Source organism: Aeromonas sp. 603404 (genome assembly GCF_049171775.1).
GTDB lineage: Bacteria > Pseudomonadota > Gammaproteobacteria > Enterobacterales > Aeromonadaceae > Aeromonas > Aeromonas veronii_A.
Genome location: NZ_JAAKPE010000006.1, coordinates 219,238 through 245,640, shown reverse-complemented (window position 1 = coordinate 245,640; position 26,403 = coordinate 219,238). Strand labels below are relative to the sequence as shown.

Below are 26,403 nucleotides of genomic sequence, written 5' to 3'. Positions count from 1 at the left end.
GCTGTCATCATCAACAAAAGAGCCGCCCATCGGGCGGCTCTTTGCATAGTCTTTTTATAGAACCGTCAATCTATACTGGGCGCTGCCGCGATATGGGTCGCCTCTGACTGGTGGTCACCCTCCTTGATCCAGGCATCCAGCAAGGTATAAGCCACAGCCAGCACCACGGGGCCGATAAACAGACCGATGATCCCCATCGCCAGCAGGCCGCCGATAACCCCCACCAGAATGAGAATGAGGGGCAGATTGGCACCGCGTTTGATCAGGAAGGGACGCAGGAAGTTGTCCATTGTGCCGGCGATCAGCGACCAGACCAGCAGGAAGGTGCCCCAGGTAGTATCACCGCTCCAGTAGAGATAACCGACACAGGAGATCAGCACCGGAAAGGGACCTATCTGGGCGACGATGAGCAGGAACATTACCACCACCAGAACCATGGTGTAGGGGATGCCAGCGATCCACAGCCCCACCCCGGCCACCGAGGATTGCACCAGCGCAGTAACCACCACCCCCATGGCCACGGCGCGGATCGCCTGGGAAGCCAGCACGGTCGCATTGTCACCGCGATCCCCGGCCAGCCGGTGGGCAAAGCGGCGAATGCCGGTCGCCACCACTTCACCGGAGTGATAGAGCAGACCACAGATACCGACCGTCAGCAGGAAGTGGACCAGCAGCATGCCCAGATTACCGGCCTGAGCAGCCAGCCAGCGCGCCGTCTGACCGAAGTAGGGCGCCAGCTTGGCAAACAGCACCTGACCACCGCTCGCCAGAATTTGCTGCCAGAAGTCATAGAGCTTGCCGCCCACCAGCGGGATCTGCTGCAACCAGAGCAGCTCGGGCGGAGGCGACTGGCTGATATTGGTCCCCAGTTCGATCAGCATGGGGGCTTTCTCCGCCACATTGGCCAGTGTCATAAAGAGCGGAATGACAAACATCAGCAATAGCACCAGGCTCATAAAGAGAGCGGCCAGCGCACGCTTGCCCCACAGCAACCGCTGCACCATCAACATCAGTGGCCAGGTAGCGATGGTGATCATGGTGGCCCACACCAGTGCGGGCAGGAAGGGGCGCAGCACCATAAAGCAGGAGATGATCAGGAGGCTGAGAAACAGCACCCCCAAGGTTATCTTGGCCAAATCCACTTTTTTCATATTCATAGAGTTCCCCTTGCAGGGCGTCCGCCCCTGGGTCGTGAGTCTTGTTTCAAGAGAGAGAGTATCCACCAGAGGCCGACGCTCAACCAGAGCCCCAGCCCGAAAAAGAGCACAAACTGTCCAAGCAGTATGATCAACGAGCTACTGGTCAGCAGCGGCAACAGCCACAGGCCGGCACCGATCAGCAAGCAGCCCGCCAGCACAACGCCCCCTGTAAGCAGCGGGGGATAACCAGCTCGAACGAGGGCCGCATTTCCCCCGAGCCAGAGGCCCAGCGCTACCAGCCCGATACCGGTCAGATGGGCCGATTGGGTCAGTCCCCCGAGCGCCAGCGCCGCGGCAATCAGCAGCAACCAGCCTGCCACAAGCCCATCCGTACGCCAGCAGGGACGAGCAGCCAGCAGTATGGCGCCCATCAGCAGCCCCGCCACTACGTCAGAGATAAAGTGTGCCCCAAGCCAGACCCGCGCCAGACCGGTGGTAAGGGCCAGCAGCAGCGCCAGCGAGTAGGCCAGCCCGCGCCGGGCAGGCCAGAGCCAGCCAAGCAGCGCGCCCCAGAACAGCAGGGCCGAGGCGGTGTGACCGCTCGGCATGCCAAAGCCCTGGGCACTGTGAGTCGCCAGTTCAGGTTGCAGATGGAAGGGGCGCGGCCAGCCGATCCCCTCCTTGCTCGCCTGCACCAGCAGCCCAAGCCAGAGCATGGCGAACAGCAGCTGACGCAGCCGCGGCCACCCCAGCAGCGGGAGCAGCAAAGGTATCAGGGCAAGCTGAAAGCCGCCTGAACCAAACAGATTGCTGACCGACAGCCACCAGACATCGGGCCCCAGCCACTGTTGCATGTGCAGCATCAGCGGGATCTCGGCCTGATGCAGCGCATTGCCCTGCATCACGAAATCGGCCTGCCAGCGCACCTCGCTCTCCGGCACCTGATCAAGCCTGGCTTGCAGCCAGTCGAGCTGATCCGGGAAGCGGCGCTGCTCGCGGGGGAGCTGGTCGATGGCGATCAGCCGGGCGTTAAGGATCTCGCCACCCAGATTGGAGGCCTTCAGGATGGAGACAAACGCGGCGCCTTGCTGCGCGACAATCGGTTCCAGAGTGCGACAAGCGAAGATAACCGCCCGCTGCCAGCGACCCAGCTCCTGCACAACCCCCCCCCGCAAGCCGGTCTCTTCATAGAGTTCGCGCAGCGCCGCCTGCTCGGGGCGCTCGTCGCCATCTATGTAACCACCACTCAAGCTGTAGCGGGAGGAGATGCGATCCTGCACCAGCAGCAGTTGATCCTGATGGCGGATGGCGCAGGCCGCCGCCGAGGGAGCCGCCGGTTCGGCACTCAGGGCTGGCAGAGCGGCAAACAGCGCCAGCAACAGTAAAAAGAGGGTTCTCGACATCAATTTGCTTTCCCTATGCACAATGGCGACAAGCCTCCCAGAAATCAGATAGTTGGGCAACGGTAGCGGCCGGATTGCCGCCGTTCCAGCCGCGCTGGCGGTGCACGGAAGATTGCGATGAAGCAGGGCACTCCCTACTATTGGCGGCTATCTTCAATTTCATGCAGCAAACGCTGGAGCCCTCCATGAGACAGTTCGGCTTTTTCCTCGGCATCGCCATCGGTGTCATTTTGATCCTGTTCGGCAGCATCGTCATCTTCCAGGCGCTCCCTGCCGCACTGGATGTACTGGAGATGCCAAGCCGCATCCCGTTCGTGCGCGAGGTCTACACCTGGCTGATGACCAGCGCCAACGGCCTGACCGCCCAGCTGGAGCAGAACTTCCTGGAAGCGTTCCAGACCGTGCTCAAGCTGATCCTGCTCATCACCTTCATGTGGGTCTGCGTCAAGCTGGTCAACATGGGGGTGCTGATTATCCGCGCCGGGGTTGATCTCATCCGCACCGCCATCGCCCACAGCGAAGGCCCCCACGACCAGAAGAAGCCGGATCAGCACGATCACTTCTGACTCTGACATGGTCAACGGATGTGAACGCTGCCGCCCCCAACCGGGGCGGCAGCTTTATATGCGCGGTATGAAGGCCCTTCCCAGCCCCCATGGATACCCGATAAAGCAGCGGCTTTCCCTTGTGAATCAGCAAACTGCCCATATGTTGCATCACCTTGAAATGGTTTGCGCCCCGCGCGGCGGCGGCCCGGTTTCTATCCCGACCCCGTGCTCTGGTATAATCGACCACCTCTTTTCCCCGTTATGGAGCCTGTTCATGCCCAATCATGCAGAAAGTGCCCTCGAGGTTCGTCTCGACAAGTGGCTGTGGGCGGCCCGTTTCTACAAGACCCGCTCCATTGCGCGGGATCAGATAGACGGGGGCAAGGTGCACTACAATGGTCAGCGCAGCAAACCGGGCAAACAGGTGGAAGTGGGGGCATTGATCCGCTTCTGGCAGGGGCAGGACGAACGCGAAGTGCGGGTGCTGGCCTTGAGCGAGCAGCGCAAATCGGCCCCGCTGGCCCAGCAGCTCTATGAAGAGACCGCAGAGAGCCTGAAAAAACGGGCCGAGAACAGCGAGGCGCGCCGCTTCAACAGCCAGTTTGCCCCCAGCCCCGAGCGCCGCCCCGACAAGCAGGAGCGACGCCAGTTGCTCAAGGTCAAGCAGTACTGACCGACCCCGATTTGATACCGGGCTGGCATCAACCCCAGCCCGCCCGATTTACCTCACCGAAAAGCCAGGAATACATGATGAGCAACCAAGATCTGCTGTATCGCTATCTGTTTGAAGAGTACGAAGTACGTGGCGAGCTGGTCCAGCTGGATCACACCTACCGCCACGTGGTGGAAGCGCAGAACTACCCGGTGCAGGTGCAAAAGCTGCTGGGCGAGCTGCTGGTCGCCACCAGCCTGCTGACCGCGACCCTCAAGTTTGAAGGCTCTATCACTGTGCAACTGCAGGGCGATGGCCCGGTGCGTCTGGCCGTGATCAACGGTGACAACAACCAGCAGTTGCGCGGCGTGGCACGCTATGAGGGCGAGCTGCCGAGCGACGACAAGCTGCAGAGCCTGATCGGCAACGGTCAGCTGGTCATCACCATCACCCCGGAGCAGGGCGAACGCTATCAGGGCATCATCGCGCTGGAGGCCGACACCCTGGCTGGCTGTCTGGAGCACTACTTTGCCCAGTCCGAACAACTGGCGACCAAGCTGTGGATCCGTACCGGTTACCATGAAGGGGAACCCCGCGCTGCCGGCATCATGCTGCAGGAGCTGCCCGCCCAGAGCGAAGATCACAGCAACGACTTCGAGCACCTGACCCAGCTCACCAGCACCATCAAGGATGAAGAGCTGTTCGGTCTGGAAGCGGAAGAGATCCTCTACCGTCTCTACCATCAGGACAAGGTGCGGGTGTTCGATCCGCAAGCGGTCTCCTTCCGCTGCACCTGCTCCCGTGAGCGCTGCGAAGGGGCCCTGCTGCAGATAGAAAAGGAAGAGGTCATGGATATGGTGCAGGAGCTCGGCAAGATCGACATGCATTGTGATTATTGCGGCGCCCAGTACCAATTTAATGGGATCGATGTCGAAACCCTGTTCAGCAGGGCTCCCGGCAATGATGCAAACAAGTTACACTAATTAAAGGCGGGCAAAACCCGCCTTTAACTTTAATAACAAAAAAATACCCTATTTTATAAAGTTTGATGGCGATCGCTAAACTATACCACCTAAGTGATAGGATGAACGTCAGATAGAACCCTACCAACCTCTGAACCCAGGAGAATACAATGACAATCGTGGCAGAACCCACCCTGGCCCAACAATTAGGACTGGACCAGTACGGCATCAAAAACAGCCAAGAAATCGTTCGCAACCCCTCTTACGAGCAGCTTTTCGCGGAAGAGACACGCCCTGACCTGGAAGGGTTCGAGCGCGGTGTGGTGACCGAGCTGGGCGCCGTCAACGTAAACACCGGTATCTTCACCGGTCGCTCCCCGAAAGATAAATATATCGTCAAAGATGCCACTACCCAGGATACTGTGTGGTGGTCTGACCAGGGTAAAAACGATAACAAAGCGATTACCCCGGAAGTGTGGTCACATCTGAAAGGGCTGGTCACCAAACAGCTCTCCGGCAAGCGCCTGTTTGTGGTCGACGGTTTCTGCGGTGCCAACCCGGATACCCGCCTGGCCGTACGCATCATCACCGAGGTAGCCTGGCAGGCACACTTCGTGAAAAACATGTTCATCCGCCCGAGCGATGAAGAGCTGAAAACCTTCAAGCCTGACTTCGTGGTGATGAACGGTGCCAAGTGCACCAACCCGAACTGGAAGGAGCAGGGTCTCAACTCCGAGAACTTTGTTGCCTTCAACATGACCGAGAAAATGCAGCTCATCGGTGGCACCTGGTACGGTGGCGAGATGAAGAAGGGCATGTTCTCCATGATGAACTACTTCCTGCCCCTGCGCGGCATTGCCTCCATGCACTGTTCCGCCAACGTGGGTCAGGACGGCGACGTTGCCATCTTCTTCGGCCTCTCCGGCACCGGCAAGACCACCCTATCCACCGATCCGAAGCGCCAGCTGATCGGCGATGACGAGCACGGCTGGGATGACCACGGCGTGTTCAACTTCGAAGGGGGCTGCTACGCCAAGACCATCAAGCTCTCCGAAGAGGCCGAGCCGGATATCTACCACGCCATCCGCCGCGATGCGCTGCTGGAGAACGTGACCGTTGCTGCCGATGGCACCATCGACTTCGATGATGGCTCCAAGACCGAGAACACCCGCGTTTCCTACCCCATCTATCACATCGACAACATCGTCAAGCCGGTCTCCAAGGCTGGTCACGCCACCAAGGTGATCTTCCTGACTGCCGACGCCTTCGGCGTGCTGCCCCCGGTCTCCAAGCTGACCAAGGAGCAGACCAAGTACCACTTCCTGTCTGGCTTCACCGCCAAACTGGCCGGTACCGAGCGCGGCATCACAGAGCCGACCCCGACCTTCTCCTCCTGCTTCGGCGCAGCCTTCCTCTCCCTGCATCCGACCAAGTACGGTCAGGAGCTGGTAAAACGGATGGAAGCGGCAGGTGCAGAGGCCTATCTGGTCAACACCGGCTGGAACGGCACCGGCAAGCGCATCTCCATCAAGGATACCCGCGCCATCATCGATGCCATCCTGGATGGCTCCATCGAGAAGGCCGAGACCAAGGTGCTGCCGATCTTCAATCTGGAGATCCCGACCGCGCTGCACGATGTGAACCCGGCGATCCTCGACCCGCGCGACACTTACGCCGACAAGGCCGAGTGGGATGCCAAGGCCGTCGATCTGGCAGGGCGCTTCATCAAGAACTTCGAGCGCTTCACCGATAACGATGAAGGCAAACGTCTGGTTGCGGCAGGCCCGCAGCTGTAACAGGCTCGCTTCGTATCAGTGACATCATGCCGGTCAGCCACGCTGACCGGCATTTTTGTTTTTGTGGAGCCCCGAACGCCGCCATCGCCCCCGTTAAAGGGGCCAAAACCTTGCCTTTGCCTGTTGTGACAGGTTAGATTCAGCCAAACTTTATACAATATACAATTCTGTAACGCCCAATCGTGACCCGACCATGACCCCACCCTACAAGACCCGAACCCAGATGGTGATGGAAAACCTCCGTGGCCGGATCCTCCGTGGGGAGTTCCCCGCTGGCGCCCCCTTGCGTCAGGATGCCATTGCCAAAGAGCTGGCAGTGAGCCGCATTCCGGTGCGCGAAGCCCTGATGCAGCTGGAAGCGCAGGGGCTGGTGAAGTTCGAAGCCCATCGCGGCGCCGTGGTCACCATGCTGGACGCCTCGGCCATTGAAGAGCTCTTTTATTTGCGAGCGCTGCTGGAAGCCGATACCCTGTTTCACGCCGTCGACAAGATGACGGAAGCCACCTTCGCGCAAGCGGAGGCGATCCTCGCCCAGTTTGATCACGCCCTGGAGTCAGGCACCCAGATCGAACATTGGGCCGAGTTGAACCACAGCTTTCACGCCACCCTCTATCAGGCAGCCGGTCGCCCCCAGGCACTTGAACTGATCGCCCAGATCAATCTGAGCTGTGACCGCTATGTCCGCTTCGAGCTGCTGTTTGCCAGCGACGGCGTGGACAAGGCGGAGCGTGAACACGCCCAATTGCTGGAACTGTGCCGCGCCCGGCGCAAGCACGAGGCGGTGGTGCTGCTCAGGCAGCATATCGAAGCGGCGGGTCAGTCGATCAAGCGGATCCTGGCCAGCGGCCATAAAAACTGAACACTCATATAGCAACCATCTGGCACTAACGACATGAATAATTTCGAGATAATTGAAACCCGCGTCGCCCAAGTCAGGGCCGAGCTGGCCATGCAGGAGTTGGACGCCTTTATCGTCCCCCACGATGATGAGCACCTCGGCGAGTACATCCCCGCCTACGCCGAGCGGCTTGACTGGATCACCGGTTTCAACGGCTCTGCCGGCGTCGCCATCATCATGGCCCAGCGGGCAGCCCTCTTTGTCGATGGTCGCTATACGGTGCAGGCGCGGATGCAAACCCCCGCCGAACTGTTCGAATTCCTCCACCTCATTGAAAATCCCCATGTGCAGTGGCTGGCCGAGCAGCTGCCGTCAGGCTCCCGGGTTGGCTTCGATGCCCGTCTGCACAGCCTGACCTGGTACAAGAATGCCAAGGCCATGCTGGCCGACCGCGGTATCGAGCTGATCCGCGTCGAGCAGAACCCCATCGACCTGAACTGGAGCGATCGCCCGGAGCCGACCAAGAGCCCGGTCATCCTCTACAGCGAGGAGCTGGCGGGCCAGTCCAGCCAGTCCAAACGTGAACAGCTGGCGGCCGACCTGCGCAAGCGCGGGCTGGATGCCGTGCTGCTGACCCAGGCCGAGCCCATCAACTGGCTGCTCAACCTGCGCGGCCGCGACATCGACCGGCTGCCGGTGGTGCTGGGCTTTGCGGTGCTCTACGCCAACACCAGCATGGATTTCTTCGTCGATACCGACAAAATTGACTGCTTCGCCTTCACCCAACACGTGGGGCAGGATGTCTCCGTCTACCCCATCGACAAGCTGGGCGACGTGTTGCAGCGCATCGGTGAAGATCAGCAGAAGGTGCTGGCCGATCCGGACAGCGCCAACGCCTGGACCCAGCTCGTCATGGAAGAGGCGGGCGCCATTCTGGTGGCAGGGCAAGACCCCACCATGCTGCCGAAAGCGTGCAAGAACGAGATCGAGCTGACCGGCATGCGTGCCGCTCACCTGCGCGATGGCGTGGCCATGACCCGCTTCCTCGCCTGGCTGGATCGGCTGGTTGCCTCCGGCGAGTTCGAGGGAGTGGATGAAGGCACCCTGGCCGATCAGGTGGAAGCGTTCCGCCGCGAGCAGGAGCACTACGTCGAGCCGAGCTTCGACACCATCTCGGCACTCGGCCCCAACGCCGCCATGTGCCACTACCACCACACCAACGGCACTCCCCGTGCGTTTGGTCAGGACAGCCTCTATCTGCTGGACTCCGGTGGCCAATACATGGATGGCACCACCGACATCACCCGCACCATCAAGGTGGGTGAGGTGAGCGACGAGCAGAAAGCGATGTTTACCCGCGTATTGCAGGGCCATATCGCGCTGGATCAGGCCCGCTTCCCCCGCGGCACCGCCGGTATCCAGCTCGACGTGCTGGCCCGCATGCCGCTGTGGCAAGCCGGTTACAACTACGACCACGGCACCGGCCACGGCGTCGGCCACTTCCTGAGTGTCCACGAAGGGCCCCAGCGCATCGCGCCGAAAGGGAGCATGGTCGCCCTGCAACCGGGCATGGTGCTCTCCAACGAGCCGGGCTACTACCGTGAAGATGGCTTCGGCATCCGTTGCGAGAACCTGGTAGTCGTGACCGAGCTGGAACAGGTTGGCGAGCTGCCGATGCTGGGCTTCGAGCGTCTGACCTACGTGCCGTTCGATACCCGCCTGATCGACCGCAGCCTGCTGAGCCCGGCCGAATTCCGCTGGATCAACGAATACCACGTCGAGGTGTTCCGCCGCCTGAGCCCGCTGCTCGAGGGCGAGGATCTCGCCTGGCTGGAGCAGGCAACCAGCCTCATCTGATGACACAGGGCCTGCGGGCCCTGTTTTTTATCCCCCCTTTTGACCTGTATCAACACCCCATGCGAGCAGGTCAGGAGAATGGCGGCCATGAAAAGTCATCATGCCCACCCAGCCCGGGGCTCACACGCCGCAGCCAGCAAAAAGGCGAGTGACCATCCCAGACTCATGCGCGAGCAGCAGACGGTCAGCGCCATGATCCGCCTCTACTGCCAGCACCATCATCAGGATCCCCATTGCCGCCACTGTCGCCAGTTGCGGGATTTCGCCCATCAGCGCCTTCGTCGCTGCCGTTATGGCCACGGCCACAAACCCACCTGCGCCAACTGCAATATCCACTGCTACGCACCGGCGATGCGCAAACAGATCCAGCAGGTGATGAAGTGGAGCGGCCCGCGCATGTTGCTGCGCCACCCCTGGCTCACCCTCCGCCATCTGCTCGACGGCTTGCGCAAGGCTCCCAAACTGCCCCACAGCAGACCGCTGCCGCCATAACCGCCAATCCCTTGCATCCGGCAGGGGATGACCACTACCCTATGACTCCTTTTCTGCCGTTGGCCCCAAGGTCAGCGGCGTTGCCGATCCGTTTGCTGCCGATGGAGTCCTGATGCACCACAACCCGCCCCTGCTACGCACCGCCACCCACAATGACATGCACGCCATCTGGCAGATCGATGCCAAAGTCTTTGGTGAAGATGTCTATCCCGCCTTCTTCTTCCGTCAGGCGATGGATTTATGGCCCGAGTTGTTGCTGGTGGCCGAATACGAGGGGCAACTGGTGGGTTATGTGCTGGGTGGCTTTGGTCAGGAGCGGTCGCAAGGCTGGGTGCTCTCGCTGGCGGTGCTGCCCGAGGCGCGCGGTTTCGGCCTCGCGGAGCGGATGATGCGCCAGATGGAGGCCAACCAGCAGGCGCTGCAGATAAGCGAACTGCGGCTCACGGTCGATCCGGCCAATCCGGCCCAGCGCCTCTACTACCGTCTTGGCTATCAACTGGTTGAAGAGGTCGCCGACTACTTCGGCCCCGGCGAGGATCGGCTTGTGCTGGTTAAAACCCTCTCAAGTACAGCTGCGATTCAAGGATAAAACCGGTTACAGAACGCATAATTGGTTACATTTTGCCGATTTCATGTCCCGCTTGCTTGGAGTAAAGTTCAATTCATCAAACTGATTGTTTGAATTCTATTCAGCCTTGGAGGCCCATCATGTTGAAACGTATGACCCTTATTGCCCTGCTGGCCGCCACTACCGTCACCGGTTGCGCCAACAGCGATGTCTACTCTGGCGATGTCTACACCAAAGACCGTGCCAAGCAGGTACAAACCGTCAGCTATGGCACCATCATCTCCACCCGCCCGGTGAAGATCCAGGCCGATGAGAACTCCCTGATTGGCACCATTGGCGGCGCCGTAGTCGGCGGCCTGCTGGGCAGCACCATAGGCGGCGGCACCGGCCGTGATATCGCCACAGCAGGTGGTGCCATTGCCGGCGCGGCAGCCGGCAAGGCCGCTGGCGACAAACTCAACCAGGTCGACGGCGTCGAGCTGGAGATCAAGAAAGAGAACGGCGAAGCCATCGTGGTCGTGCAGAAAGCCAGCCCCACCTTCACCCCGGGTGCTCGCGTGCGCATGACCCAGGGCAATGGCAGCATCAACGTGGCCGTCGTGAACTAAGCGTGTGAACTCAGGCTTTGCAGCTTTAGAGTCATAAAAAAACCGCCGGTTCCGGCGGTTTTTTGTTGTCTGGCATTCGGGATTACATGCTGTAAGCCTTCTCGCCGTGGGAGGTGACATCCAGCCCTTCCCGCTCGGCATCGCCGTTCACCCGCAGACCCACCAGCATGTCGACCGCCTTGAAGGCAATCGCCGCCACGGCACCGGACCAGAACAGGGTGACACCGACCCCGATGGCCTGGATCTTCACCTGAGTCAGAATGGAGTAGCCATCGGCAACCTGATTGGTGACATAGTCCCACACCCCGGTGCCGCCCAGATCCGGGCTGGCAAAGACGCCGGTCAGCAGGGCGCCGAGAATGCCGCACACCCCGTGCAGACCGAAGACATCCAGGCTGTCATCGGCCCCCAGCAGACGCTTGAGACCGTGGACGCCCCACAGACCGGCCACACCACTGACAAGACCCATCACCAGCGCGCCACCGACACCGACAAACCCGGCCGCCGGGGTGATCATCACCAGACCGGACACCGCTCCGGACGCCGCACCCAGCAGGGAGGGACGCCCCTTCATCACCCACTCGGCCAACGTCCATGACAGAGCTGCCGCAGCCGGTGCCACCCAGGTGTTGATAAAGGCGAGCGCAGCCACCCCGTTGGCTTCCAGCGCGGAGCCCGCGTTGAAACCGAACCAGCCGAACCAGAGCAGGGAGGCGCCGATCATGGTCATGGTCAGGCTGTGGGGGGTCATGGGATCACGACCGTAGCCCAGACGCTTGCCCACCAGATAGGCCCCCACCAGACCCGCCACGGCGGCGTTGATGTGCACCACGGTGCCGCCAGCAAAGTCCAGCGCACCATGCTGGAACAGATACCCGGCAGTTGCGGTCGCGGTTGCTGCGGCTTCGGCGCTGGTATAGGCATCCGGACCCGCCCAATACCACACCATATGAGCCAGCGGGATATAGGCGAAGGTGAACCAGATCACCGAGAAGAGCAGCACGGCGGCAAACTTGATGCGCTCGGCAAACGCCCCCACGATAAGGCCGCAGGTGATGGCGGCAAAGGCCCCCTGGAACACCACATAGATCAGCTCGCTGATCCCGACACCCTTGCTGAAGGTGGCGGCGATGGAGTCAGGGGTCACCCCCTTGAGCAGCACCTTGCTGAAGGAGCCGTAGAAATTGCCCCCCTCGGTAAAGGCCAGTGAATAACCGTAAATTACCCAGAGCACGCAGATAAGGCAGAACAGGGTAAAGACCTGCATCAGCACGCTCAGCATATTCTTGGCCCGCACCAGACCACCGTAGAAGAGGGCCAGACCGGGGATCGACATCAGGATCACCAGGGCCGCCGAGAGCAGCATCCAGGTGTTGTCACCCTTGTTGATTGTCATGGCGGCAACCGGTGCCACCGCCGCCTGTACCTGAGCGACCTCTTCGGCCCAACTTGGGGTAACCAGCAAGGCAGGCAACATCGTCAGACCCGCCATCATCCATTTTTTGACCATAGAGCACTCTCCTTCCCTGTCGTACCGGTACAAGACCGGCTCCGTTTCCCTGATTGAATCTGTGGCGAACCGCAAGGTGTTGCTGCAACCCGCCAGAATCACACCCGCGCCCGGCACGGGGATGCCTCTTGCCACTTCCTCATCACTGCGTCTGCCGCCGATGAGCGCAAGAGACCGTCTGACATGTAAAAAGCATAAAGTGGGCCATAATTTTAAATCCTTAAAAATCATTAAATTAACTATCTCAGCCATCGTTAACGCACCAAAATGGCGCACGCTCTGCGCTAACCGGTACTGAACCGCCCTGTCACAGGGCAGGGCATGGCCGGCGCACCACAAATGCGCAAATCCTGAACCAGCCCACAAGCTGAAGCCCTCGATATCGCGCGCTGCGGGCCAACTCGTTTACACTGGCAGACCAGCCGTTTCTGTTATCCGACTACGGCATACCATTACGCAGCGCCTTGTTTGCAACGTGATGGCGGGCCCAATCCGAGGAACACCATGCAGTTTGATCGTCTCGATATCAGCCTCTCCCACTACCATCAGCTCGATCGGGAGCATCGTTCCCACATCTTGTTGCTGGGGGGATTGATGCTGGCCATCATGACCCTTCATCTGTTGCTGCTGCCCCACTTCCCCTACGAGCGCTTTTACGCCGTCAGCTTTGGCTTCGAGGTGATCAACTGGCTCACCATGCTGTTCCTGTTCTGGGTGGTGCAGTGCGCCCACCTGCCCACCCACACCTACCGCATGCTCTCCTGCGGTCTGATGCTGTGGATCATGGGGGCCACCGCCGACATCATGGATGAGCTGGTGGCGCAGCCGCTCTGGCTCGCCATCTATGCCGAGGATCTGCTGCGCTCCAGCGGCATCCTGCTCAGCAGCATCGGCATCCTGAGCACCATGCACCACCTCTTTCATATCAATACCCGGCTCAGAGAGCAGGCGCTGTTTGACGATCTGACCAAGCTGCCAAACCGGCGCTACTTTCATCAGCAGCTGTTTCTGGAGCAAGGGGTTTGCCATGCCCTCATCCTGCTGGACCTGGATCACTTCAAGCGGATCAATGACAACTACGGCCACGATATCGGGGATCGGGTGTTGCAGCAGTTTGGCGAGCTGTTGCAACAGCACTGCCCACCGGGTGCGCTGGCGGCCCGTGTCGGTGGTGAAGAGTTTGCCCTGCTGCTGCCCGTCGCTCACGAAGCCGATTTGCAGCAACTGACCAACACCCTGCTCACTGCGACCCGCACCATAGCCCCCGACCCGACCCATACCATGACGGTCAGTCTGGGGATGGGGATCCGCGAGCCCGGGGAGCCGGCCGTCTCGCTGTTCAAACGGGTGGATCAGGCGCTTTATGGCGCCAAGGAGGCGGGTAGAAACTGCGCGGTATGGGCGACGCCGACTAATAAAGAGGCGTGAAGAGCTGCCGGTTGATTGCCGGTCACTGCGGAACATTGCTGCTGAAACAGGGGCCCAGGGGCCCCTGTTTTATGGGGGGAAATCCCCCCACCTAAAAGCGGAAGGTAAGACCGATATTGGCCTGCCACTGGGTCACCAGCTCCCCGCGTACCTTGAACACGCACTGCTCCGGGTTGCAGAGAAACTGGTTGTTGTCGTTAACCAGCGAGCCATAACCGCGCACCTCGGCCCGCAGCGCCAGATGCTCGGCGAGGCGCGGTTGCACCCCGAGCGCCAGCGACATGGAAGGGGTCACCTCGCTGTCGTAAGCGGCAAAGCGGGTCACCCCGATCCCGGCGCCGATATAGGGCGCCATCAGGTTGTCAGAGAGGGTCAGAGCACCGGCAAAGTGCAGGATGTCCACCGTCAGGCGATCCGGCTGGTCGGGAGAGAGGGTGGTGGACTGATGGCTGTAGAGCAGCTCGATCATGCCCGGATCATCCACCTCCTTGCTGATAAAGAGACCCCAACTGCCGGAGCCCTGCCCCTGCAGTGAATCGAGCGAGGCCGAGCGCGAGACCGGCTGCACCACCTCGTCACTCTTCTCGAAGTCGATGGCTGAGCTGTAGCCGAAAAACGGCGTCACCTGCCAACCGGATGTGGTTGCTGCCTCACTACTCCAGACCTGCCCGAGTGGCAGCAACAGCCCCATCATCGCTATCCCGGCTCTCTTCATCATCGTCCCCTGCTCCCTGTGTGATTGTGCAGAAAGCATACCAGAGGCATCCTGCGCCCATCCTAAATGGCGGCTGTACCGGATCACTTTCATCGCGGGATTTCCTTCTCGCCTGACCCTCTGCCGCACCACCCCACTGGCGCCGTTATGCGCCCCGCCACCATTCATCGACGGTTAACCTCTGCCACGTATGCTGGCGCCAAATCGGGTCATCGGAGCCCGTGATCACCACTCAGAAGGACATCAGGGAATGGTTGCCGCGCAACTTCACGACCCCCAAACCACCCTCGCGGATACCCTGCGGGCCACCGCGCACGCCATCGACGAAAGCCACATCAGCCTGCGCCAGATGCTGGAGCTGGTGGGCGAACAGGGCATGCTGCTGTTTTGCGTCCTGCTCACCGTCCCCTTTCTGTTGCCGGTCTCCATCCCAGGCGTCAGCACCCCGTTTGGCCTGCTGATCCTCTTTATCGGTATCGGCATCACCCTCAACCGGGTGCCCTGGCTGCCCGCCATCCTGATGGAGCGCCGCTTCGCCGCCGACCAGCTCAAGCCGACCCTGCACAAGGGTGCGGATCTGCTGGCCCGTGTCGATCGCGTTATCCGCCCGCGCCTGCTGGTGCTGACCGGCAGCAGCACGGTCAACCGCTGCAACGGTCTGCTGATCATGCTGGCCGCCCTGCTGCTGATGCTACCCCTGGGCGCCATCCCCTTCACCAATGCCATGCCTGCTTGGGCCATCCTGTTGCTCTGCACCGGCATGTTGCAGCGGGACGGTCTGTTCGTTGCCAGCGGCTATCTGCTGGTAAGTGCGACCCTGGTCTGGTTCAGCGTGCTGGCCATCGGCTTGCTGATGGCGGGCCAGAGCGCCACCGGCCTGCTCGGCTAACCCCGATGCACAGAAAAAGGGCGACCAGATGGTCGCCCTTTTGGATTTGTGCGGGATACTGCCCGGTCAAAGCAGATCGTAGATAAGGGCCGAGATGGCAAGCAGCCCCATCACCAACACAAAAAGGGTACTCGGCCCGCGATAACGCTTGAGTGCGGGTAAGCGATAGATGGAGCAGGCCGGCAGCAGAAACAGGATCACCGCGATCAGCGGGCCACTGACGCGCTCGATGATGTCGAGCACATTGGGGTTCAGATAGGTGATGAGGGCGGTCACCATAAACAGGATCACCGACGACACCCGGGCGATGGTCGACTCCTTGAGAGAGAGCCCCAGCCCCTGACAGGCACCGCTCACCATGCTCACCGTCCCCTCGCTAACCCCCATGGAGGTGCCGAGGAAGGATTTGGACATGGCCAGAATGGCGATAAGCGGCCCCACATAGGCGATCAGCGGATTGGAAAACTTGTTCGCCAGCGCCGACAGCACGGAGATATTGTCGGTGCGGGCCAGCGCCATCTCGGCCTGACTCAGGCTCATCACGCAGCTCACCACGAAGAAGAGCACGCTGCCGCAAATCAGCATGCTGCTGTACTTGATGATCCGCTTGGCACGCAGGTCGGCACTCTCCTGACAGCGCTTTTTCTGCGCCGCGCTGAAGGAGGAGATAATGGGCGCATGACTGAAGGAGAAGACCATCACCGGCACGATCAGCCAGAGGGATTTCCAGAACGCCGGGTCACGCCACTCCACTGCCTGACTCTCTGTGAAATAGGAGAGGCTCCACTGGGGCAGCAGATAGATCGAGAGGCCAATCAGAAAGGCGACCATGGGCAGCGCCAGCACGCTGATGGCCGACACCACGATCTGTTTGCCGGCCAGCAGCACCAGATGCAGGCCCAGCATCACCCCCAGCACCAGCAAGCCGCGGGGAAGCTCGGCATCCCCCAGCTGATGTACCACGAAGCTCTGGATCGCATTGGTGATGGAGATGCTGTAGACCAGAATGATGGGGTAGAAGGCCATCAGATAGACCAGCATCAGCAGCTTGCCCGCCCTGGCACCGAAGTGCTCCTCCACCACATGGGTGATATCCCCTTCCTTATGGGAGCTGGAGAGCACAAAGCGGCTCAATGCCCGGTGGGAATAATAAGAGAGCGGAAAAGCCAGCAATAAAATAAACAGCAAAATAACCGGGGAATTACTGCCGACAGTAATAGGAAGAAATAACGTACCGGCACCGACAGCAGTGGCATATAGGCCCATGGTCCATACCGAATCGCTTTTCTCCCATTTCAATTTTGAAACAGAGTTACTCTTTTCAGCAATAGAAACACTCATTGCAATATATACCTTATTAGTCTGTCATCATTATTTTTATTGGCCCGAATAACAGGCTGGAGATATGTCGTTGCATATCGCCCTGCACATGAAAAAACAACGCCGCCAGCGGCCAACAGAGCCACCGGAGAGAAACGGAGCTGCCACGCTACCATCGTTGAAATCGCCAACCTGGTCAAGGTTAATAATTCATGACCGTTTGAATCGGATTGTTTCAAAAGACAATGAAATGTGTCACATTCGTCATCCAGAACCAGATCCAAACCCTTTTGATAACATACCGATAAAACCTCATGCTGTTGCCCAACAACACAAATAAGACCAGCGATCAGGCCGATAATATTAACACCTTAAGCTGTGGAATATGAGTGAAATAATTCGGCCAACTTTTCGACTAATTGACAGTGATGTCAGCCAATTTATTTATGGCAAAAGGAAAGGTGATGTCTGCCAATAACAGGACCAATCAGCTCAGCGTGCCGGGCAGTGTGCCACCCGGTTGCGCCCTGCCCGCTTGGCCTGATAGAGCCACTCGTCGGCCCGGGCCAGCGCCTGATTGATCTCCTCCTCCGGCTGCACCAGGGTTGTGCCCAGACTGACCGTGATGGCGACCGGATCGGCAGGCAATGCTTCGACAGCAGCACGGATCTGCTCCGCCATCTGCAGCAAACCGGCCTCATCGATCCGTGGCAACAGGATAAGAAACTCCTCGCCGCCGCTGCGCACAAAGAGATCGTCCGCACGCAACAGGGCATCGATGCAGCCACTGAATCGCTGCAAGGCCCGATCTCCCTGCTGATGGCCGTAGTGATCGTTGATCTGCTTGAAGTGATCGATGTCGAGCATGATAAGGCCACAGGGCGCCTCCCCTGTCCGCAGCGGCTGGCAGTGCTCGAAGAAGAAGCGGCGGTTGTAGAGACCGGTCAGCTGATCGGTCTCGCTCTGGCGCTGCAGTCGCTGCTGCAACTCGTACTGGCGGGTAATATTGCGAGTCACCCAGGCCACCGCCCGCTTGCCGTCATAGAGGGAGGGCAGCGGGGCAATCTTGCCCTCGAAGCGTTGTACCCCCTGCGGCCCGACGGCGGCATTGATCCCCCCCACCTCGGCTGCTGATAGCTCATACTCCACCACCCGCACCTGACCGCTCGCCAGTGACTCGGCAACCTGTGCCTTGACCCACATGGCCATCTCGGGTGGCAGCACATCGGCCAGTTGCTTGCCCGCCAGCGGATTGCCATCGTGATAGGATTGCTGCTCCATGCCGCCGATATATTCCACGTAATAACCATCTTCACTGAGGATGAAGATGGGATCTGGCAGTTGGGCCATCACTTCATAAAGCTGGGTTACCGAAAGCGCCACGGAGACTCCTGTACGTTAGGGTCAAACAGGGGGAGATATTCTGCCTTAAAAGGACTCACTCGCCCTCATCGGCAACGGAGAAAAATCTGCCGTCATAGCCAACAACCCTTTACATCTAGCAGCATGCAGACGTCTCGGCCAGCAAGGATTGCCTGCGCCCACCGCCGCTCTGACTTGCGACCGTTCGCAGTGGCGGATGGCCCCTCCCTCGCTCAATGATATCTCATTGTTTCAACTCACAAGTTCATTTACGCTGGCCGTCACGAGTCCAGTTTTCACCTCATCAGCCATCAGGAACGCCAGCCCCCCCGCAACCGCAGGGGCTGTACCACGGAAAAGGAATCGCCAGATGAAAAACGCCATCGTTACCGCCCGCTTCGACGCTATCAGTACCGAAGGGGAACAGCTCACCCTCAAGATCGCCATCAAGGCCCCCGAGCCGGACCCCGAGTCCGCCAGCGGTGACTGGCGCTGCAAGGTGAAGCTGGCGGGGCTGAGCGACAAAACCTTTATCTACGGCATCGACAGCCTGCAGGCCCTGAGCCTCGCCATCAAGTTTGTCGAAACTGAACTGCGCGCCTTCTCCGATGCGGGCTGGCAATTCTATCTGCCAGGCTGCCCCGATCACCCTATCGACATGAGCGCCTGCTACTTCCCGGCGCTCTAGCCCGGCCAACCCTAGGAGCCCGGATGCACGGACCCGACCCCGCCAATCCCCACCCCATGAATGGCTTCCCCCAGGTGTGTTTTATCAAGAACACCATCAAGGGGCCCAATATCGAGGTGGGTGACTACACCTATTACGACGACCCGGAGGATTCGGCGGGCTTCGAGCGCAACGTCCTCTACCACTTCCCCTTCATCGGCGACAAGCTCATCATCGGCAAGTTCTGCGCCATCGCCCGCGGGGTGAAGTTCATCATGAACGGCGCCAACCACCAGACCTCCGGCTTCTCCACCTACCCCTTCTTTATCTTCGGCAACGGTTGGGAGAGCGCCGCCCCCGCCCCGGGCAGCCTCCCCTACAAGGGCGATACCGTGATCGGCAACGATGTCTGGATTGGCTATGAGGCTCTGATCATGCCGGGGGTAAAGGTCGGCAACGGCGCCATTATCGCCGCCCGCTCCGTGGTCACCGGTGACGTGCCCGCCTACGCCGTGGTCGGCGGCAACCCGGCCAAAGTGATCCGCTACCGCTTCGACGACGACACCATCGCCCGTCTCAACGCCATCGCCTGGTGGGACTGGCCGGTGGAGCAGATCAGCCGCAACCTGCCGCTCATCAGCGGCGGCGAGATAGCCGCGCTGGAAGCGGCAATCCGCTAGAGACAAGCCCCATCAGGCATAGGGCCAGAAATGAGAAGAGGGTTGAGCGTACAGGCACTCAACCCTCTTTTTGATTGGTCGCAGACCGCTCAGTGGCTGGCGGAGCGACTACCGCTCCAGATCAGCTCGCCGCTGCGCAGCTCCATCAGGGTCATCGACAACCGATAACGGCTCCCCTCTGTCACCAGATCCCCGTAGAGCATGTAGCCGGCGCCGGTCTGACGGCCAAGCCGCACAAGGGAGGCCGGGTTCATCCTGCCCTGCTGATACTCCAGCTGGCCGGTGATGGCTGCCACCTGCCCTTGGTCGACAAAGTGAAAACCGCTCTTGCTCTGGATGCGCTTGCTCATGGCCGCCGCCATGGCGCGGGTGTCCACCGGCTCGCCGGTGCCGTTCTGGGGCGGGGTGAGCAGCAGCACCGGCTGACCGGTTTGCGCCAGCTCCCGCACCTCGGGGGCCTGCACAAAGAGATCGGCCATGGCCTGCGCCAGTCCGGTCGGCGCCACCGGCTTGGGCTGAACGTCCCCGCTATCCGGTTTGGTCACCGGCTTGTCCGGCTGGCTCACTGGCTGATCGGGTTCACTGACAGGAGCCTGAGTACCACCGTAGGGATTGACCGCACAACCGCCCAGCAGCAGGGCCCCCACCATCAACAAGGAACGCAGCTTCATCTTTTCTCTCCGCCAGAAGTCCGTAAACGGGCATCAACACATGCCCGCATGGCGGAGCCCCTGCCCCGCATCCTCCTTATGCTAGGGACAAACCCCGGCGGGGTCGATACGCCCACCACCACAGGGCGACAGAGACTGGCGAACCTGGGCCCACGAAAAAGCTGGCACGGCTCCACCCGATTCCGTTAGGGTAGTGTCGGTAAAACATCAACAGTAACGCAGCGGTAAGCCCGGCGCACAACACGTCGCAACCCGACAGAGATCATCACACTCAAGCAGGAAGCACTATGCAACTCACCCCACCCCAACCGCCTCAGGACGATGAGCTCGAAGCCCTGCGCATTGGTCTCTCGGGCTACAACAAGGAACACGCCGGTACCCATCTGCGCGAGCGGATCGCCAGCTTTATCAAGGATGAAGAGGGCAAGGTACACGGCGGCATCATCGCAGACATCAAGTGGGGCTGGCTGCACGTCGACTGGCTCTGGATCGACGAAAGCATCCGCCGCGATGGCTGGGGCGGCCGCCTGCTCGGCGCCATGGAGCAGTACGCCCAAAGCAAGGGCATCACCAACTACCATCTGGAAACCACCAGCTTTCAGGCCCTCCCCTTCTACCAGAAGCAGGGCTACGAAGTCTTTGGCCAGCTGCCCGATATGCCGCCGGGGCATATCAGTTACTTTCTGAAAAAGCCGTCATAAGCCGATGAGCAGCCGCAACAGTCCTGCAATAGACAAGGCGCCGGGTAGCAGGAGTCTCTCCTTCTACAGGCGCCTTGCCTTGATCTTTGCGCTGCTTGCAACCAGTTCCAGCACCCTTGCCCTGTCACTACACGATCTGGATCCGGCATTTGAGCGATGTGAAGCGATCAAGTCACAACACAGCGCCACACTGCCCGCAAAAAGCGACCCCTTCTGGTCACTGGAGAGGGAACAACAGGCGACAGTGCTGATCTATCTGCATGAGAAAAGCATGGAGCGCCGCACCGCAGCAGAGGTCGATGCGCTGGCGCTCAAGGCGTTCCATCAGGCGGTAGCGGGAGACCGTAGTTTTCTCGACACCCTGATCAAGGCGAGAACCACCACGCTCACTCCCGCCCAGCAAGCTCAGTTGCAGCAAGTCGGCCAAGCAGAGCTGGATAGATTGGCCGGGATGAAGGAATTTGCTCAGCCTTTCTCGCTGACGGCTTCCCTCAAGCAACTGGGCAGCGCCGCCCCATAGACACCATCAAGCAGGAAGCACGATGCAGCTCACTACCGTTGCCAACACCCAGATCGTAATCCGCCCATTCGAGCCGAGCGATGCTGACGAGTTTGTCCGCGCGGCCCACGAATCGATCGAGACGGTCGGTAAATGGATGAGCTGGTGCTCCCATTCATTTACTCGGGAAAACGCACTGGAGTGGTTTACCAACTGCGAGCAGGATCGCGAAGCGGGACGTGCCTTTGACATGGGCATTTTCTGCGCCACCACCGGCCAACTGCTGGGTGGCGCAGGTATCAACCAGCTGTCGCCCCATCACCGCTACGGCAATATCGGCTATTGGGTACACCAATCACGCCAAGGCCGCGGCATCGCCCGACAGGCGGTCGCACTGCTCCGTGATTTTAGCTTTGAACGGTTGGGCCTATTTAGGCTGGAGATCGTGATGGGAATCGGTAACAGCGCCAGCGAAGCTGTTGCCATCGCTGCCGGAGCCGCCTTTGAGTGCCGGGCAAGGAACCGTATATTCCTTCATGAACAGCCCCTTGATGCATATATCTATTCGCTTATTTCCACAGATGAAACATGATGGCATCACTCGCCATCGAATAACGTTCTGCAGTAGGGCATCTACCATCTTGCTGGATGGAGATTAATTCGCCCCACCTTGTCTTTTAGTGTGATACAAATAACATAATCACCAATATGCTGTTGATTTATATTTTTTTGGGGATATTTTTTAATAGAAGGGGCGAGAGTTTAACTTTCTGCCGTTAATCTGCGGTGGTCATTTACATGTTTCTTTTTCCCGGTTGCACTCGTCACGGTTGCCACCGGCACATGGTAAAAGAGAAAGCATATTCGCCCCTTCTTCACCATTCTGGACTTTCCTATGACACAACCAAATGCGACCTTTCTTTCACCCAGTGCAGTGAAACAACATCTTAAACCGGTCAAACCAACTTGCATTACGTGTTGTCATTCTACTGATGCCCTAGCCTTATTCTTGGGGTTTCAGAATTATAATGAACTCCAAGAGTTAATTTATCCATCAGTAAATAATCTATATAGACCTTTTTATATAGATAAGAAAAATGGAGATAAAAGGCTGATTTCAGCGCCCAATAAAAAGTTAAAGTCAATTCAGAGAGCAATATCGCAATCCCTCAACAATGTTTACTCCCCTAGAAAATCAGCGCATGGATTCATTCAAGGAAAAAGCATATTAACAAATGCATCCATGCATGTTGGTAAAAATTTCGTTTTAAATATTGATCTGCTTGGGTTCTTTGACTCTTTGCATTTTGGTCGAGTGCGAAATTTATTTCAATCTTATCCATTAAATCTCGCACCACCTGTTGCAACAGTTTTAGCCCATATATGTTGCTTGAACGGAAAATTACCTCAGGGTGCTCCAACATCCCCTATAATTTCCAACATGATTGCATATAAGCTTGATAAAGATCTTCATCAGCTAGCTGCAAATAATCGCTCTACATATACAAGATATGTTGATGATATTACTTTTTCATTCACCCAGTCTAGACGCAGGCTTCCCAGAGATATCGCTACTGTATTAAAAGAGAATAACTTAAAGCTAGGTGAAAAACTTATTTCTATCATTGAAAAGAATGGATTTAAAATTAACAATGAAAAGTCCAGATGTTTCTCACAAAACTTCAGACAAGTTGTAACTGGTTTAGTTGTCAATGAAAGAGTCAATGTTTCGAGAGTTTTTATTCGCCAAACAAGGTCTATGATATACGCTTGGAAGAAATTTGGGCTTGTTAATGCGGCATTAGAGTATCTATCAAAATATCACGACAAATCTATTTTAGAAAAACATCAGATATTTATAAAAAACAATGAAGATCAGGGTTTTTTCTTTAGTGAAATTGTTTTAGGTAGGATTAATTTCATTGGCATGGTTCGAGGTAAAAGCGATCGCCTCTTTAGAGAAATCCTTTACTCATACACTGAGTGCATAGGAAAACCAAATAAATCGCTAATTAACACACCATTGGATAAAATTGGCGAGTCCATTTTCATCATTGAAAATGCGTTAGATGATTCTCAGGGAACTGGATTTCTACTTGATGGCATTGGATTAGTAACCAATCAGCATGTTGTTGATGGCATTGACAAAGATAACAGCCTGTTGCTTGAGATTTATCGTCATTTTGAGCAAGACAAAAAGCGTAAATCAAACTTTGATAAATCATGTCGTGCAAAAGACTTAGCCATTCTAAAACCAACAACAGATTTCAACGGAATAAAAAGACTTAAAGTTGGAGATGACTCAATTTTAAAAATAGGTTCAAAAGTAACTGTTATGGGTTTCCCTCAATATTCACCAGGAGAGACACCATATATTAATAGTGGAAAAATAGTACAATCCAAAATTTTGTTTGGAAACAATGTATGGCTACTTGACATTCCTGTAATTCATGGAAACAGCGGAGGCCCGGTACTAAATGAAAAGCTTGAAGTCATCGGTATTGCTTCTATAGGCTCTGCTAAACATGATCACTCGACAAAACTGCATGGTTTCATACCAATTTCAACGCTAATTAATTATGTAAATGAATAGATTCGTAGGATGCAGTGAACGAGGTGAATTGCACCTCTATATTCAAAAAAACGGTTTAATGCGCTCTGATTATTGCACCCTACGATTCCCCTGAGGTGATGGCGGGCACGGTTTTGGTTCCCCCTCCAATCCGCCGAGGGGAAGGGGCAAGGTCAGGAGCGCCATCAGGGATGATGGCGCAGACGCAGTCGGCACAGGGATGTGCCGTCTGCGGCGGTCCGTCCGACCTTGCACCTTATCCGAGGGAAACCACGTAGCGGTCGGATTGGCGGGGGAAAAAACCTTTGGTGACTTTGGGTCTTTCCAAAGTCACTCGCCCCAGCCCGAAGGGCGGGCGAAACCCCTTCGAGGCCAGCAGCCTCGCGTCCTGCACGGCGAAGCCGTGCCACCGGCAAAGGGGGGCGTGACCGCCCCTATCGGCCCAAGAAGGGTTCCCAGTCCTTGAACACCGGCTGCAACCCCGCCTGCCGCACAGCGGCGGCCACTTCACCCACCGGACGGTCATCGTGGATGGCGAACTGCTCCAGCTCCTCTTTATCCCCCTCGGCATAGCCACCCGGCTGGGTGCGCGACTCGGCCGACATCTGGGTGATACCAAGGCGCACCGCACCGTTGCGGAAGGTAGCGGACTCGCGGGTGGAGAGCGACAAATCCAGCGTGGGCGAGAAGAGGCGCCAGGCGCAGATAAGCTGGGCCAGCTGGCGATCCGACATGACCACGGCAGGCTCCAGCCCGCCGGTGCAGGGGCGCAGGCGCGGGAAGGAGAGCGAGTAGCGGCTCTGCCAGTGGTGGCGCTCAAGCCAGGCGAGGTGCTCGGCGACAAAGTAGCTGTCGGCGCGCCAGTCCGAGGAGAGACCGATGAGCGCCCCCAACCCGATTTTGTCGATACCGGCGCGGCCCAGCCGATCCGGCGTCGCGAGGCGCCATGCGATATCCCGCTTGTTGCCGCGCAGATGGTGGCGGGCGTAGGTGGGAGCGTGGTAGGTCTCCTGATAGACCATGACGGCGTCGAGGCCGAGGGTTTTCAGCTCGGCATATTCGGCTTGCGAGAGGGGCTGCACCTCCATCCCCACGGTGCTGAAGTGGCGGCGGATGATGGGCATCACCTCGCGAAAATAGGCGAGCCCCACCTTGTGCTCGTGCTCGCCGGTCACCAGCAGCACGCTGTCAAAACCGCGCGCCTTGATGGCCAGACACTCACGCTCAATCTCCTCTGCATTCAAGGTCTTGCGCTTGAGGCGGTTGCTCATGGAGAAGCCGCAGTAGGTGCAGTCGTTGGCGCAGAGGTTCGACAGATAGAGCGGCACATAGAAGCCGATGGTGTTGCCAAAGCGCTGGCGGGTCAGCCGCTCGGCCTCGGCTGCCATCTGCGGTAAAAACGCCTCGGCGGCTGGGGAGATCAGCGCCATAAAATCGGCCAAGGTACGGCGGGGTGAACCCAGCGCCGGCTCTACATCGGCGGCGGTCTTGGCGCGGATCTGCATGCCGATATCGTCCCACTCCAGCTCCTGCCAACGGTCGAGAAAGGTTGGCTCCTTAGCCCTCACCCCCAGCCCCTCTCCCTTATTTTGTGAAGAGCCGAGAGGGGGGCTATCACTCGGGCGCACCTGAGGTTGTGCAAAAGGCTCGAAGTCACTCATCGCGCCAGCTTCATGACTCATAACGCCCCCAGAAAATCGGTAAGCGGGCTGGAGGCTTGGGCCTGCAGGGCGCGGGCGCCAAGGCCAGCTTCATAAGCGCTGCGACCGGCGGTGCAGGCCAGCGCAAAGGCGCGGCCCATGGCGACCGGGTCGCCGCTCACCGCAATGGCGGTGTTGACCAGCACGGCGTCGGCACCCAGCTCAAAGGCGGCGGCGGCGTGGCTCGGCGCACCGATCCCCGCATCCACCACCACAGGCACATTGGCCTGCTCGACGATGATGGAGAGAAACTCCCGGGTTACCAGCCCCTGATTCGAACCAATCGGCGCGCCGAGCGGCATCACGGCGGCGCAGCCCACCTCTTCCAGCCGCTTGCAGAGCACGGGGTCGGCGCCGCAGTAGGGCAGCACCACAAAGCCCTCTTTCACCAGCTGCTCGGTGGCTTTCAGTGTCTCGATGGGATCGGGCAACAGATAGCGCGGATCGGGGTGGATCTCCAGCTTCAACCAGTTCGTCCCCAGCGCCTCGCGAGCGAGGTGGGCGGCAAACACCGCCTCGGCGGCAGTCTTGGCGCCGGAGGTGTTGGGCAAGAGCTTGACCCCGAGTTGCAGCAAGGGGCTCAGGATATCGTCGTGGGCCTTGCCCGGTTCGAGCCGCTTGATGGCCATGGTGACCAGTTGGGAGCCGCTCGCCTCGATGGCGGCGGCCATCAGTTCCGGGCGGGCAAACTTGCCGGTGCCGGTAAAGAGGCGCGATGAGAAGGTGTGATCGGCAATCTTGAGCATGTCAGCCTCCTGCCACTGCGATAAGAAGAGATGAGGTTCCACCGCAAGGCAGAGCACGCGAAGATGGGACTGTGAGCATC

Annotated in this window: 27 protein-coding genes; 18 read left to right on the top strand and 9 right to left on the bottom strand. The window is 58.7% G+C overall.

Annotation, left to right across the window (positions count from 1 at the left end; all coding sequences use genetic code 11):
- Positions 1-65 precede the first annotated feature (65 nt).
- The gene (gene ydiK / locus G5306_RS11120) at positions 66-1,157 is read right to left on the bottom strand and encodes an AI-2E family transporter YdiK (RefSeq protein WP_216952793.1); all 1,092 of its coding nucleotides are present in this window, start codon (positions 1,155-1,157) and stop codon (positions 66-68) included.
- Positions 1,154-2,542, bottom strand: a complete 1,389-nt coding sequence (locus G5306_RS11115) for a bifunctional NUDIX hydrolase/phosphatase PAP2 family protein (RefSeq protein WP_421312872.1) — start codon at positions 2,540-2,542, stop codon at positions 1,154-1,156. The genes ydiK and G5306_RS11115 overlap by 4 nt, the downstream gene beginning before the upstream one ends.
- Before the next feature lie 185 nt (positions 2,543-2,727).
- On the opposite strand from G5306_RS11115, the gene G5306_RS11110 reads away from it, so the two are divergent.
- The 9 genes from G5306_RS11110 to G5306_RS11070 all read left to right on the top strand — a co-directional run bounded on the left by G5306_RS11110 (position 2,728) and on the right by G5306_RS11070 (position 10,863).
- A complete protein-coding gene (locus G5306_RS11110; RefSeq protein ID WP_005340143.1) occupies positions 2,728-3,108 on the top strand; it encodes a hypothetical protein in 381 nt (126 codons plus the stop codon).
- Between the two features lie 256 nt (positions 3,109-3,364).
- Positions 3,365-3,763 (top strand): ribosome-associated heat shock protein Hsp15, encoded by a 399-nt coding sequence (hslR, locus tag G5306_RS11105; protein WP_005340141.1) that lies wholly within the window; start codon positions 3,365-3,367, stop codon positions 3,761-3,763.
- Positions 3,764-3,840: 77 nt separating this feature from the next.
- Positions 3,841-4,725 (top strand): Hsp33 family molecular chaperone HslO, encoded by an 885-nt coding sequence (gene hslO / locus G5306_RS11100; RefSeq protein WP_421312871.1) that lies wholly within the window; start codon positions 3,841-3,843, stop codon positions 4,723-4,725.
- A 149-nt stretch (positions 4,726-4,874) separates the two neighbouring features.
- On the top strand, positions 4,875-6,500 hold the full coding sequence (gene pckA, locus G5306_RS11095) for a phosphoenolpyruvate carboxykinase (ATP) (protein WP_005340139.1): 1,626 nt from the start codon (positions 4,875-4,877) through the stop codon (positions 6,498-6,500).
- Positions 6,501-6,693: 193 nt separating this feature from the next.
- On the top strand, positions 6,694-7,359 hold the full coding sequence (locus G5306_RS11090; RefSeq protein WP_005340138.1) for a GntR family transcriptional regulator: 666 nt from the start codon (positions 6,694-6,696) through the stop codon (positions 7,357-7,359).
- A 33-nt stretch (positions 7,360-7,392) separates the two neighbouring features.
- A complete protein-coding gene (locus G5306_RS11085; protein WP_421312870.1) occupies positions 7,393-9,195 on the top strand; it encodes an aminopeptidase P family protein in 1,803 nt (600 codons plus the stop codon).
- 87 nt (positions 9,196-9,282) lie between these two features.
- Complete coding sequence (locus G5306_RS11080) at positions 9,283-9,687, top strand: nitrous oxide-stimulated promoter family protein (RefSeq protein ID WP_216952788.1); 405 nt, start codon at positions 9,283-9,285, stop codon at positions 9,685-9,687.
- A gap of 112 nt (positions 9,688-9,799) precedes the next feature.
- Positions 9,800-10,276 (top strand): GNAT family N-acetyltransferase, encoded by a 477-nt coding sequence (locus G5306_RS11075; protein WP_266134593.1) that lies wholly within the window; start codon positions 9,800-9,802, stop codon positions 10,274-10,276.
- A gap of 119 nt (positions 10,277-10,395) precedes the next feature.
- The gene (locus G5306_RS11070) at positions 10,396-10,863 is read left to right on the top strand and encodes a glycine zipper 2TM domain-containing protein (RefSeq protein WP_266134592.1); all 468 of its coding nucleotides are present in this window, start codon (positions 10,396-10,398) and stop codon (positions 10,861-10,863) included.
- 82 nt (positions 10,864-10,945) lie between these two features.
- On the opposite strand, the gene amt is transcribed toward G5306_RS11070, so the two are convergent.
- Positions 10,946-12,373, bottom strand: coding sequence for an ammonium transporter (amt, locus tag G5306_RS11065; RefSeq protein ID WP_266134591.1), 1,428 nt, complete (start codon positions 12,371-12,373; stop codon positions 10,946-10,948).
- A gap of 504 nt (positions 12,374-12,877) precedes the next feature.
- On the opposite strand from amt, the gene G5306_RS11060 reads away from it, so the two are divergent.
- Complete coding sequence (locus G5306_RS11060) at positions 12,878-13,801, top strand: GGDEF domain-containing protein (protein ID WP_216979592.1); 924 nt, start codon at positions 12,878-12,880, stop codon at positions 13,799-13,801.
- Positions 13,802-13,892: 91 nt separating this feature from the next.
- Here the strand turns inward: G5306_RS11060 and G5306_RS11055 are convergent, their stop codons facing one another.
- Positions 13,893-14,516 (bottom strand): outer membrane beta-barrel protein, encoded by a 624-nt coding sequence (locus tag G5306_RS11055; RefSeq protein WP_159159217.1) that lies wholly within the window; start codon positions 14,514-14,516, stop codon positions 13,893-13,895.
- Between the two features lie 250 nt (positions 14,517-14,766).
- Here G5306_RS11055 and G5306_RS11050 point away from each other — a divergent pair, with 250 nt between their 5' ends.
- Positions 14,767-15,405: an exopolysaccharide biosynthesis protein gene (locus G5306_RS11050; protein WP_421255090.1), complete on the top strand. Its 639-nt coding sequence runs from the start codon at positions 14,767-14,769 to the stop codon at positions 15,403-15,405.
- Positions 15,406-15,471: 66 nt separating this feature from the next.
- Here G5306_RS11050 and G5306_RS11045 read toward each other — a convergent pair whose 3' ends face one another.
- Positions 15,472-16,746, bottom strand: coding sequence for an amino acid permease (locus tag G5306_RS11045; RefSeq protein WP_421257786.1), 1,275 nt, complete (start codon positions 16,744-16,746; stop codon positions 15,472-15,474).
- Positions 16,747-16,810: 64 nt separating this feature from the next.
- Between G5306_RS11045 and G5306_RS11040 the strand changes: the two genes are divergently transcribed.
- The gene (locus G5306_RS11040) at positions 16,811-17,065 is read left to right on the top strand and encodes a hypothetical protein (protein WP_421257787.1); all 255 of its coding nucleotides are present in this window, start codon (positions 16,811-16,813) and stop codon (positions 17,063-17,065) included.
- 152 nt (positions 17,066-17,217) lie between these two features.
- Here G5306_RS11040 and G5306_RS11035 read toward each other — a convergent pair whose 3' ends face one another.
- Positions 17,218-18,108, bottom strand: coding sequence for a sensor domain-containing diguanylate cyclase (locus G5306_RS11035; protein ID WP_159158084.1), 891 nt, complete (start codon positions 18,106-18,108; stop codon positions 17,218-17,220).
- A 349-nt stretch (positions 18,109-18,457) separates the two neighbouring features.
- On the opposite strand from G5306_RS11035, the gene G5306_RS11030 reads away from it, so the two are divergent.
- The gene (locus tag G5306_RS11030) at positions 18,458-18,775 is read left to right on the top strand and encodes a DUF6968 family protein (RefSeq protein WP_257725759.1); all 318 of its coding nucleotides are present in this window, start codon (positions 18,458-18,460) and stop codon (positions 18,773-18,775) included.
- A gap of 23 nt (positions 18,776-18,798) precedes the next feature.
- Entirely contained in the window at positions 18,799-19,434 is a 636-nt protein-coding gene (locus G5306_RS11025) for a Vat family streptogramin A O-acetyltransferase (protein WP_421257788.1), read from the top strand.
- A gap of 89 nt (positions 19,435-19,523) precedes the next feature.
- Here the strand turns inward: G5306_RS11025 and G5306_RS11020 are convergent, their stop codons facing one another.
- A complete protein-coding gene (locus G5306_RS11020) occupies positions 19,524-20,105 on the bottom strand; it encodes a penicillin-binding protein activator LpoB (RefSeq protein WP_257725757.1) in 582 nt (193 codons plus the stop codon).
- A gap of 287 nt (positions 20,106-20,392) precedes the next feature.
- Here G5306_RS11020 and G5306_RS11015 point away from each other — a divergent pair, with 287 nt between their 5' ends.
- From G5306_RS11015 to G5306_RS11000, 4 genes are all read left to right on the top strand, one after another.
- The gene (locus G5306_RS11015) at positions 20,393-20,806 is read left to right on the top strand and encodes a GNAT family N-acetyltransferase (RefSeq protein ID WP_421312869.1); all 414 of its coding nucleotides are present in this window, start codon (positions 20,393-20,395) and stop codon (positions 20,804-20,806) included.
- A gap of 79 nt (positions 20,807-20,885) precedes the next feature.
- Entirely contained in the window at positions 20,886-21,326 is a 441-nt protein-coding gene (locus G5306_RS11010; RefSeq protein WP_421312868.1) for a hypothetical protein, read from the top strand.
- A 22-nt stretch (positions 21,327-21,348) separates the two neighbouring features.
- A complete protein-coding gene (locus tag G5306_RS11005) occupies positions 21,349-21,897 on the top strand; it encodes a GNAT family N-acetyltransferase (RefSeq protein WP_421312867.1) in 549 nt (182 codons plus the stop codon).
- A gap of 303 nt (positions 21,898-22,200) precedes the next feature.
- Entirely contained in the window at positions 22,201-23,898 is a 1,698-nt protein-coding gene (locus G5306_RS11000) for a reverse transcriptase domain-containing protein (protein ID WP_421312866.1), read from the top strand.
- A gap of 413 nt (positions 23,899-24,311) precedes the next feature.
- Here G5306_RS11000 and thiH read toward each other — a convergent pair whose 3' ends face one another.
- Together thiH and G5306_RS10990 are read right to left on the bottom strand one after the other, a co-directional pair.
- Positions 24,312-25,538: a 2-iminoacetate synthase ThiH gene (gene thiH, locus G5306_RS10995; protein WP_421312880.1), complete on the bottom strand. Its 1,227-nt coding sequence runs from the start codon at positions 25,536-25,538 to the stop codon at positions 24,312-24,314.
- 17 nt (positions 25,539-25,555) lie between these two features.
- Positions 25,556-26,323 carry a thiazole synthase gene (locus tag G5306_RS10990; RefSeq protein WP_421312865.1) on the bottom strand — a complete coding sequence of 256 codons (768 nt, stop codon included), beginning with the start codon at positions 26,321-26,323 and terminating at the stop codon, positions 25,556-25,558.
- Positions 26,324-26,403: the final 80 nt, after the last annotated feature.

What these genes read in the sequence shown, in the direction of transcription:
- ydiK (WP_216952793.1), bottom strand. Translation starts at nt 1,157, where the DNA reads ATGAATATGAAAAAAGTGGATTTGGCCAAGATAACCTTGGGGGTGCTG.
- G5306_RS11115 (WP_421312872.1), bottom strand. Translation starts at nt 2,542, where the DNA reads ATGTCGAGAACCCTCTTTTTACTGTTGCTGGCGCTGTTTGCCGCTCTG.
- G5306_RS11110 (WP_005340143.1), top strand. Translation starts at nt 2,728, where the DNA reads ATGAGACAGTTCGGCTTTTTCCTCGGCATCGCCATCGGTGTCATTTTG.
- hslR (WP_005340141.1), top strand. Translation starts at nt 3,365, where the DNA reads ATGCCCAATCATGCAGAAAGTGCCCTCGAGGTTCGTCTCGACAAGTGG.
- hslO (WP_421312871.1), top strand. Translation starts at nt 3,841, where the DNA reads ATGAGCAACCAAGATCTGCTGTATCGCTATCTGTTTGAAGAGTACGAA.
- pckA (WP_005340139.1), top strand. Translation starts at nt 4,875, where the DNA reads ATGACAATCGTGGCAGAACCCACCCTGGCCCAACAATTAGGACTGGAC.
- G5306_RS11090 (WP_005340138.1), top strand. Translation starts at nt 6,694, where the DNA reads ATGACCCCACCCTACAAGACCCGAACCCAGATGGTGATGGAAAACCTC.
- G5306_RS11085 (WP_421312870.1), top strand. Translation starts at nt 7,393, where the DNA reads ATGAATAATTTCGAGATAATTGAAACCCGCGTCGCCCAAGTCAGGGCC.
- G5306_RS11080 (WP_216952788.1), top strand. Translation starts at nt 9,283, where the DNA reads ATGAAAAGTCATCATGCCCACCCAGCCCGGGGCTCACACGCCGCAGCC.
- G5306_RS11075 (WP_266134593.1), top strand. Translation starts at nt 9,800, where the DNA reads ATGCACCACAACCCGCCCCTGCTACGCACCGCCACCCACAATGACATG.
- G5306_RS11070 (WP_266134592.1), top strand. Translation starts at nt 10,396, where the DNA reads ATGTTGAAACGTATGACCCTTATTGCCCTGCTGGCCGCCACTACCGTC.
- amt (WP_266134591.1), bottom strand. Translation starts at nt 12,373, where the DNA reads ATGGTCAAAAAATGGATGATGGCGGGTCTGACGATGTTGCCTGCCTTG.
- G5306_RS11060 (WP_216979592.1), top strand. Translation starts at nt 12,878, where the DNA reads ATGCAGTTTGATCGTCTCGATATCAGCCTCTCCCACTACCATCAGCTC.
- G5306_RS11055 (WP_159159217.1), bottom strand. Translation starts at nt 14,516, where the DNA reads ATGAAGAGAGCCGGGATAGCGATGATGGGGCTGTTGCTGCCACTCGGG.
- G5306_RS11050 (WP_421255090.1), top strand. Translation starts at nt 14,767, where the DNA reads ATGGTTGCCGCGCAACTTCACGACCCCCAAACCACCCTCGCGGATACC.
- G5306_RS11045 (WP_421257786.1), bottom strand. Translation starts at nt 16,746, where the DNA reads ATGAGTGTTTCTATTGCTGAAAAGAGTAACTCTGTTTCAAAATTGAAA.
- G5306_RS11040 (WP_421257787.1), top strand. Translation starts at nt 16,811, where the DNA reads ATGTCGTTGCATATCGCCCTGCACATGAAAAAACAACGCCGCCAGCGG.
- G5306_RS11030 (WP_257725759.1), top strand. Translation starts at nt 18,458, where the DNA reads ATGAAAAACGCCATCGTTACCGCCCGCTTCGACGCTATCAGTACCGAA.
- G5306_RS11025 (WP_421257788.1), top strand. Translation starts at nt 18,799, where the DNA reads ATGCACGGACCCGACCCCGCCAATCCCCACCCCATGAATGGCTTCCCC.
- G5306_RS11020 (WP_257725757.1), bottom strand. Translation starts at nt 20,105, where the DNA reads ATGAAGCTGCGTTCCTTGTTGATGGTGGGGGCCCTGCTGCTGGGCGGT.
- G5306_RS11015 (WP_421312869.1), top strand. Translation starts at nt 20,393, where the DNA reads ATGCAACTCACCCCACCCCAACCGCCTCAGGACGATGAGCTCGAAGCC.
- G5306_RS11005 (WP_421312867.1), top strand. Translation starts at nt 21,349, where the DNA reads ATGCAGCTCACTACCGTTGCCAACACCCAGATCGTAATCCGCCCATTC.
- G5306_RS11000 (WP_421312866.1), top strand. Translation starts at nt 22,201, where the DNA reads ATGACACAACCAAATGCGACCTTTCTTTCACCCAGTGCAGTGAAACAA.
- thiH (WP_421312880.1), bottom strand. Translation starts at nt 25,538, where the DNA reads ATGAGTGACTTCGAGCCTTTTGCACAACCTCAGGTGCGCCCGAGTGAT.
- G5306_RS10990 (WP_421312865.1), bottom strand. Translation starts at nt 26,323, where the DNA reads ATGCTCAAGATTGCCGATCACACCTTCTCATCGCGCCTCTTTACCGGC.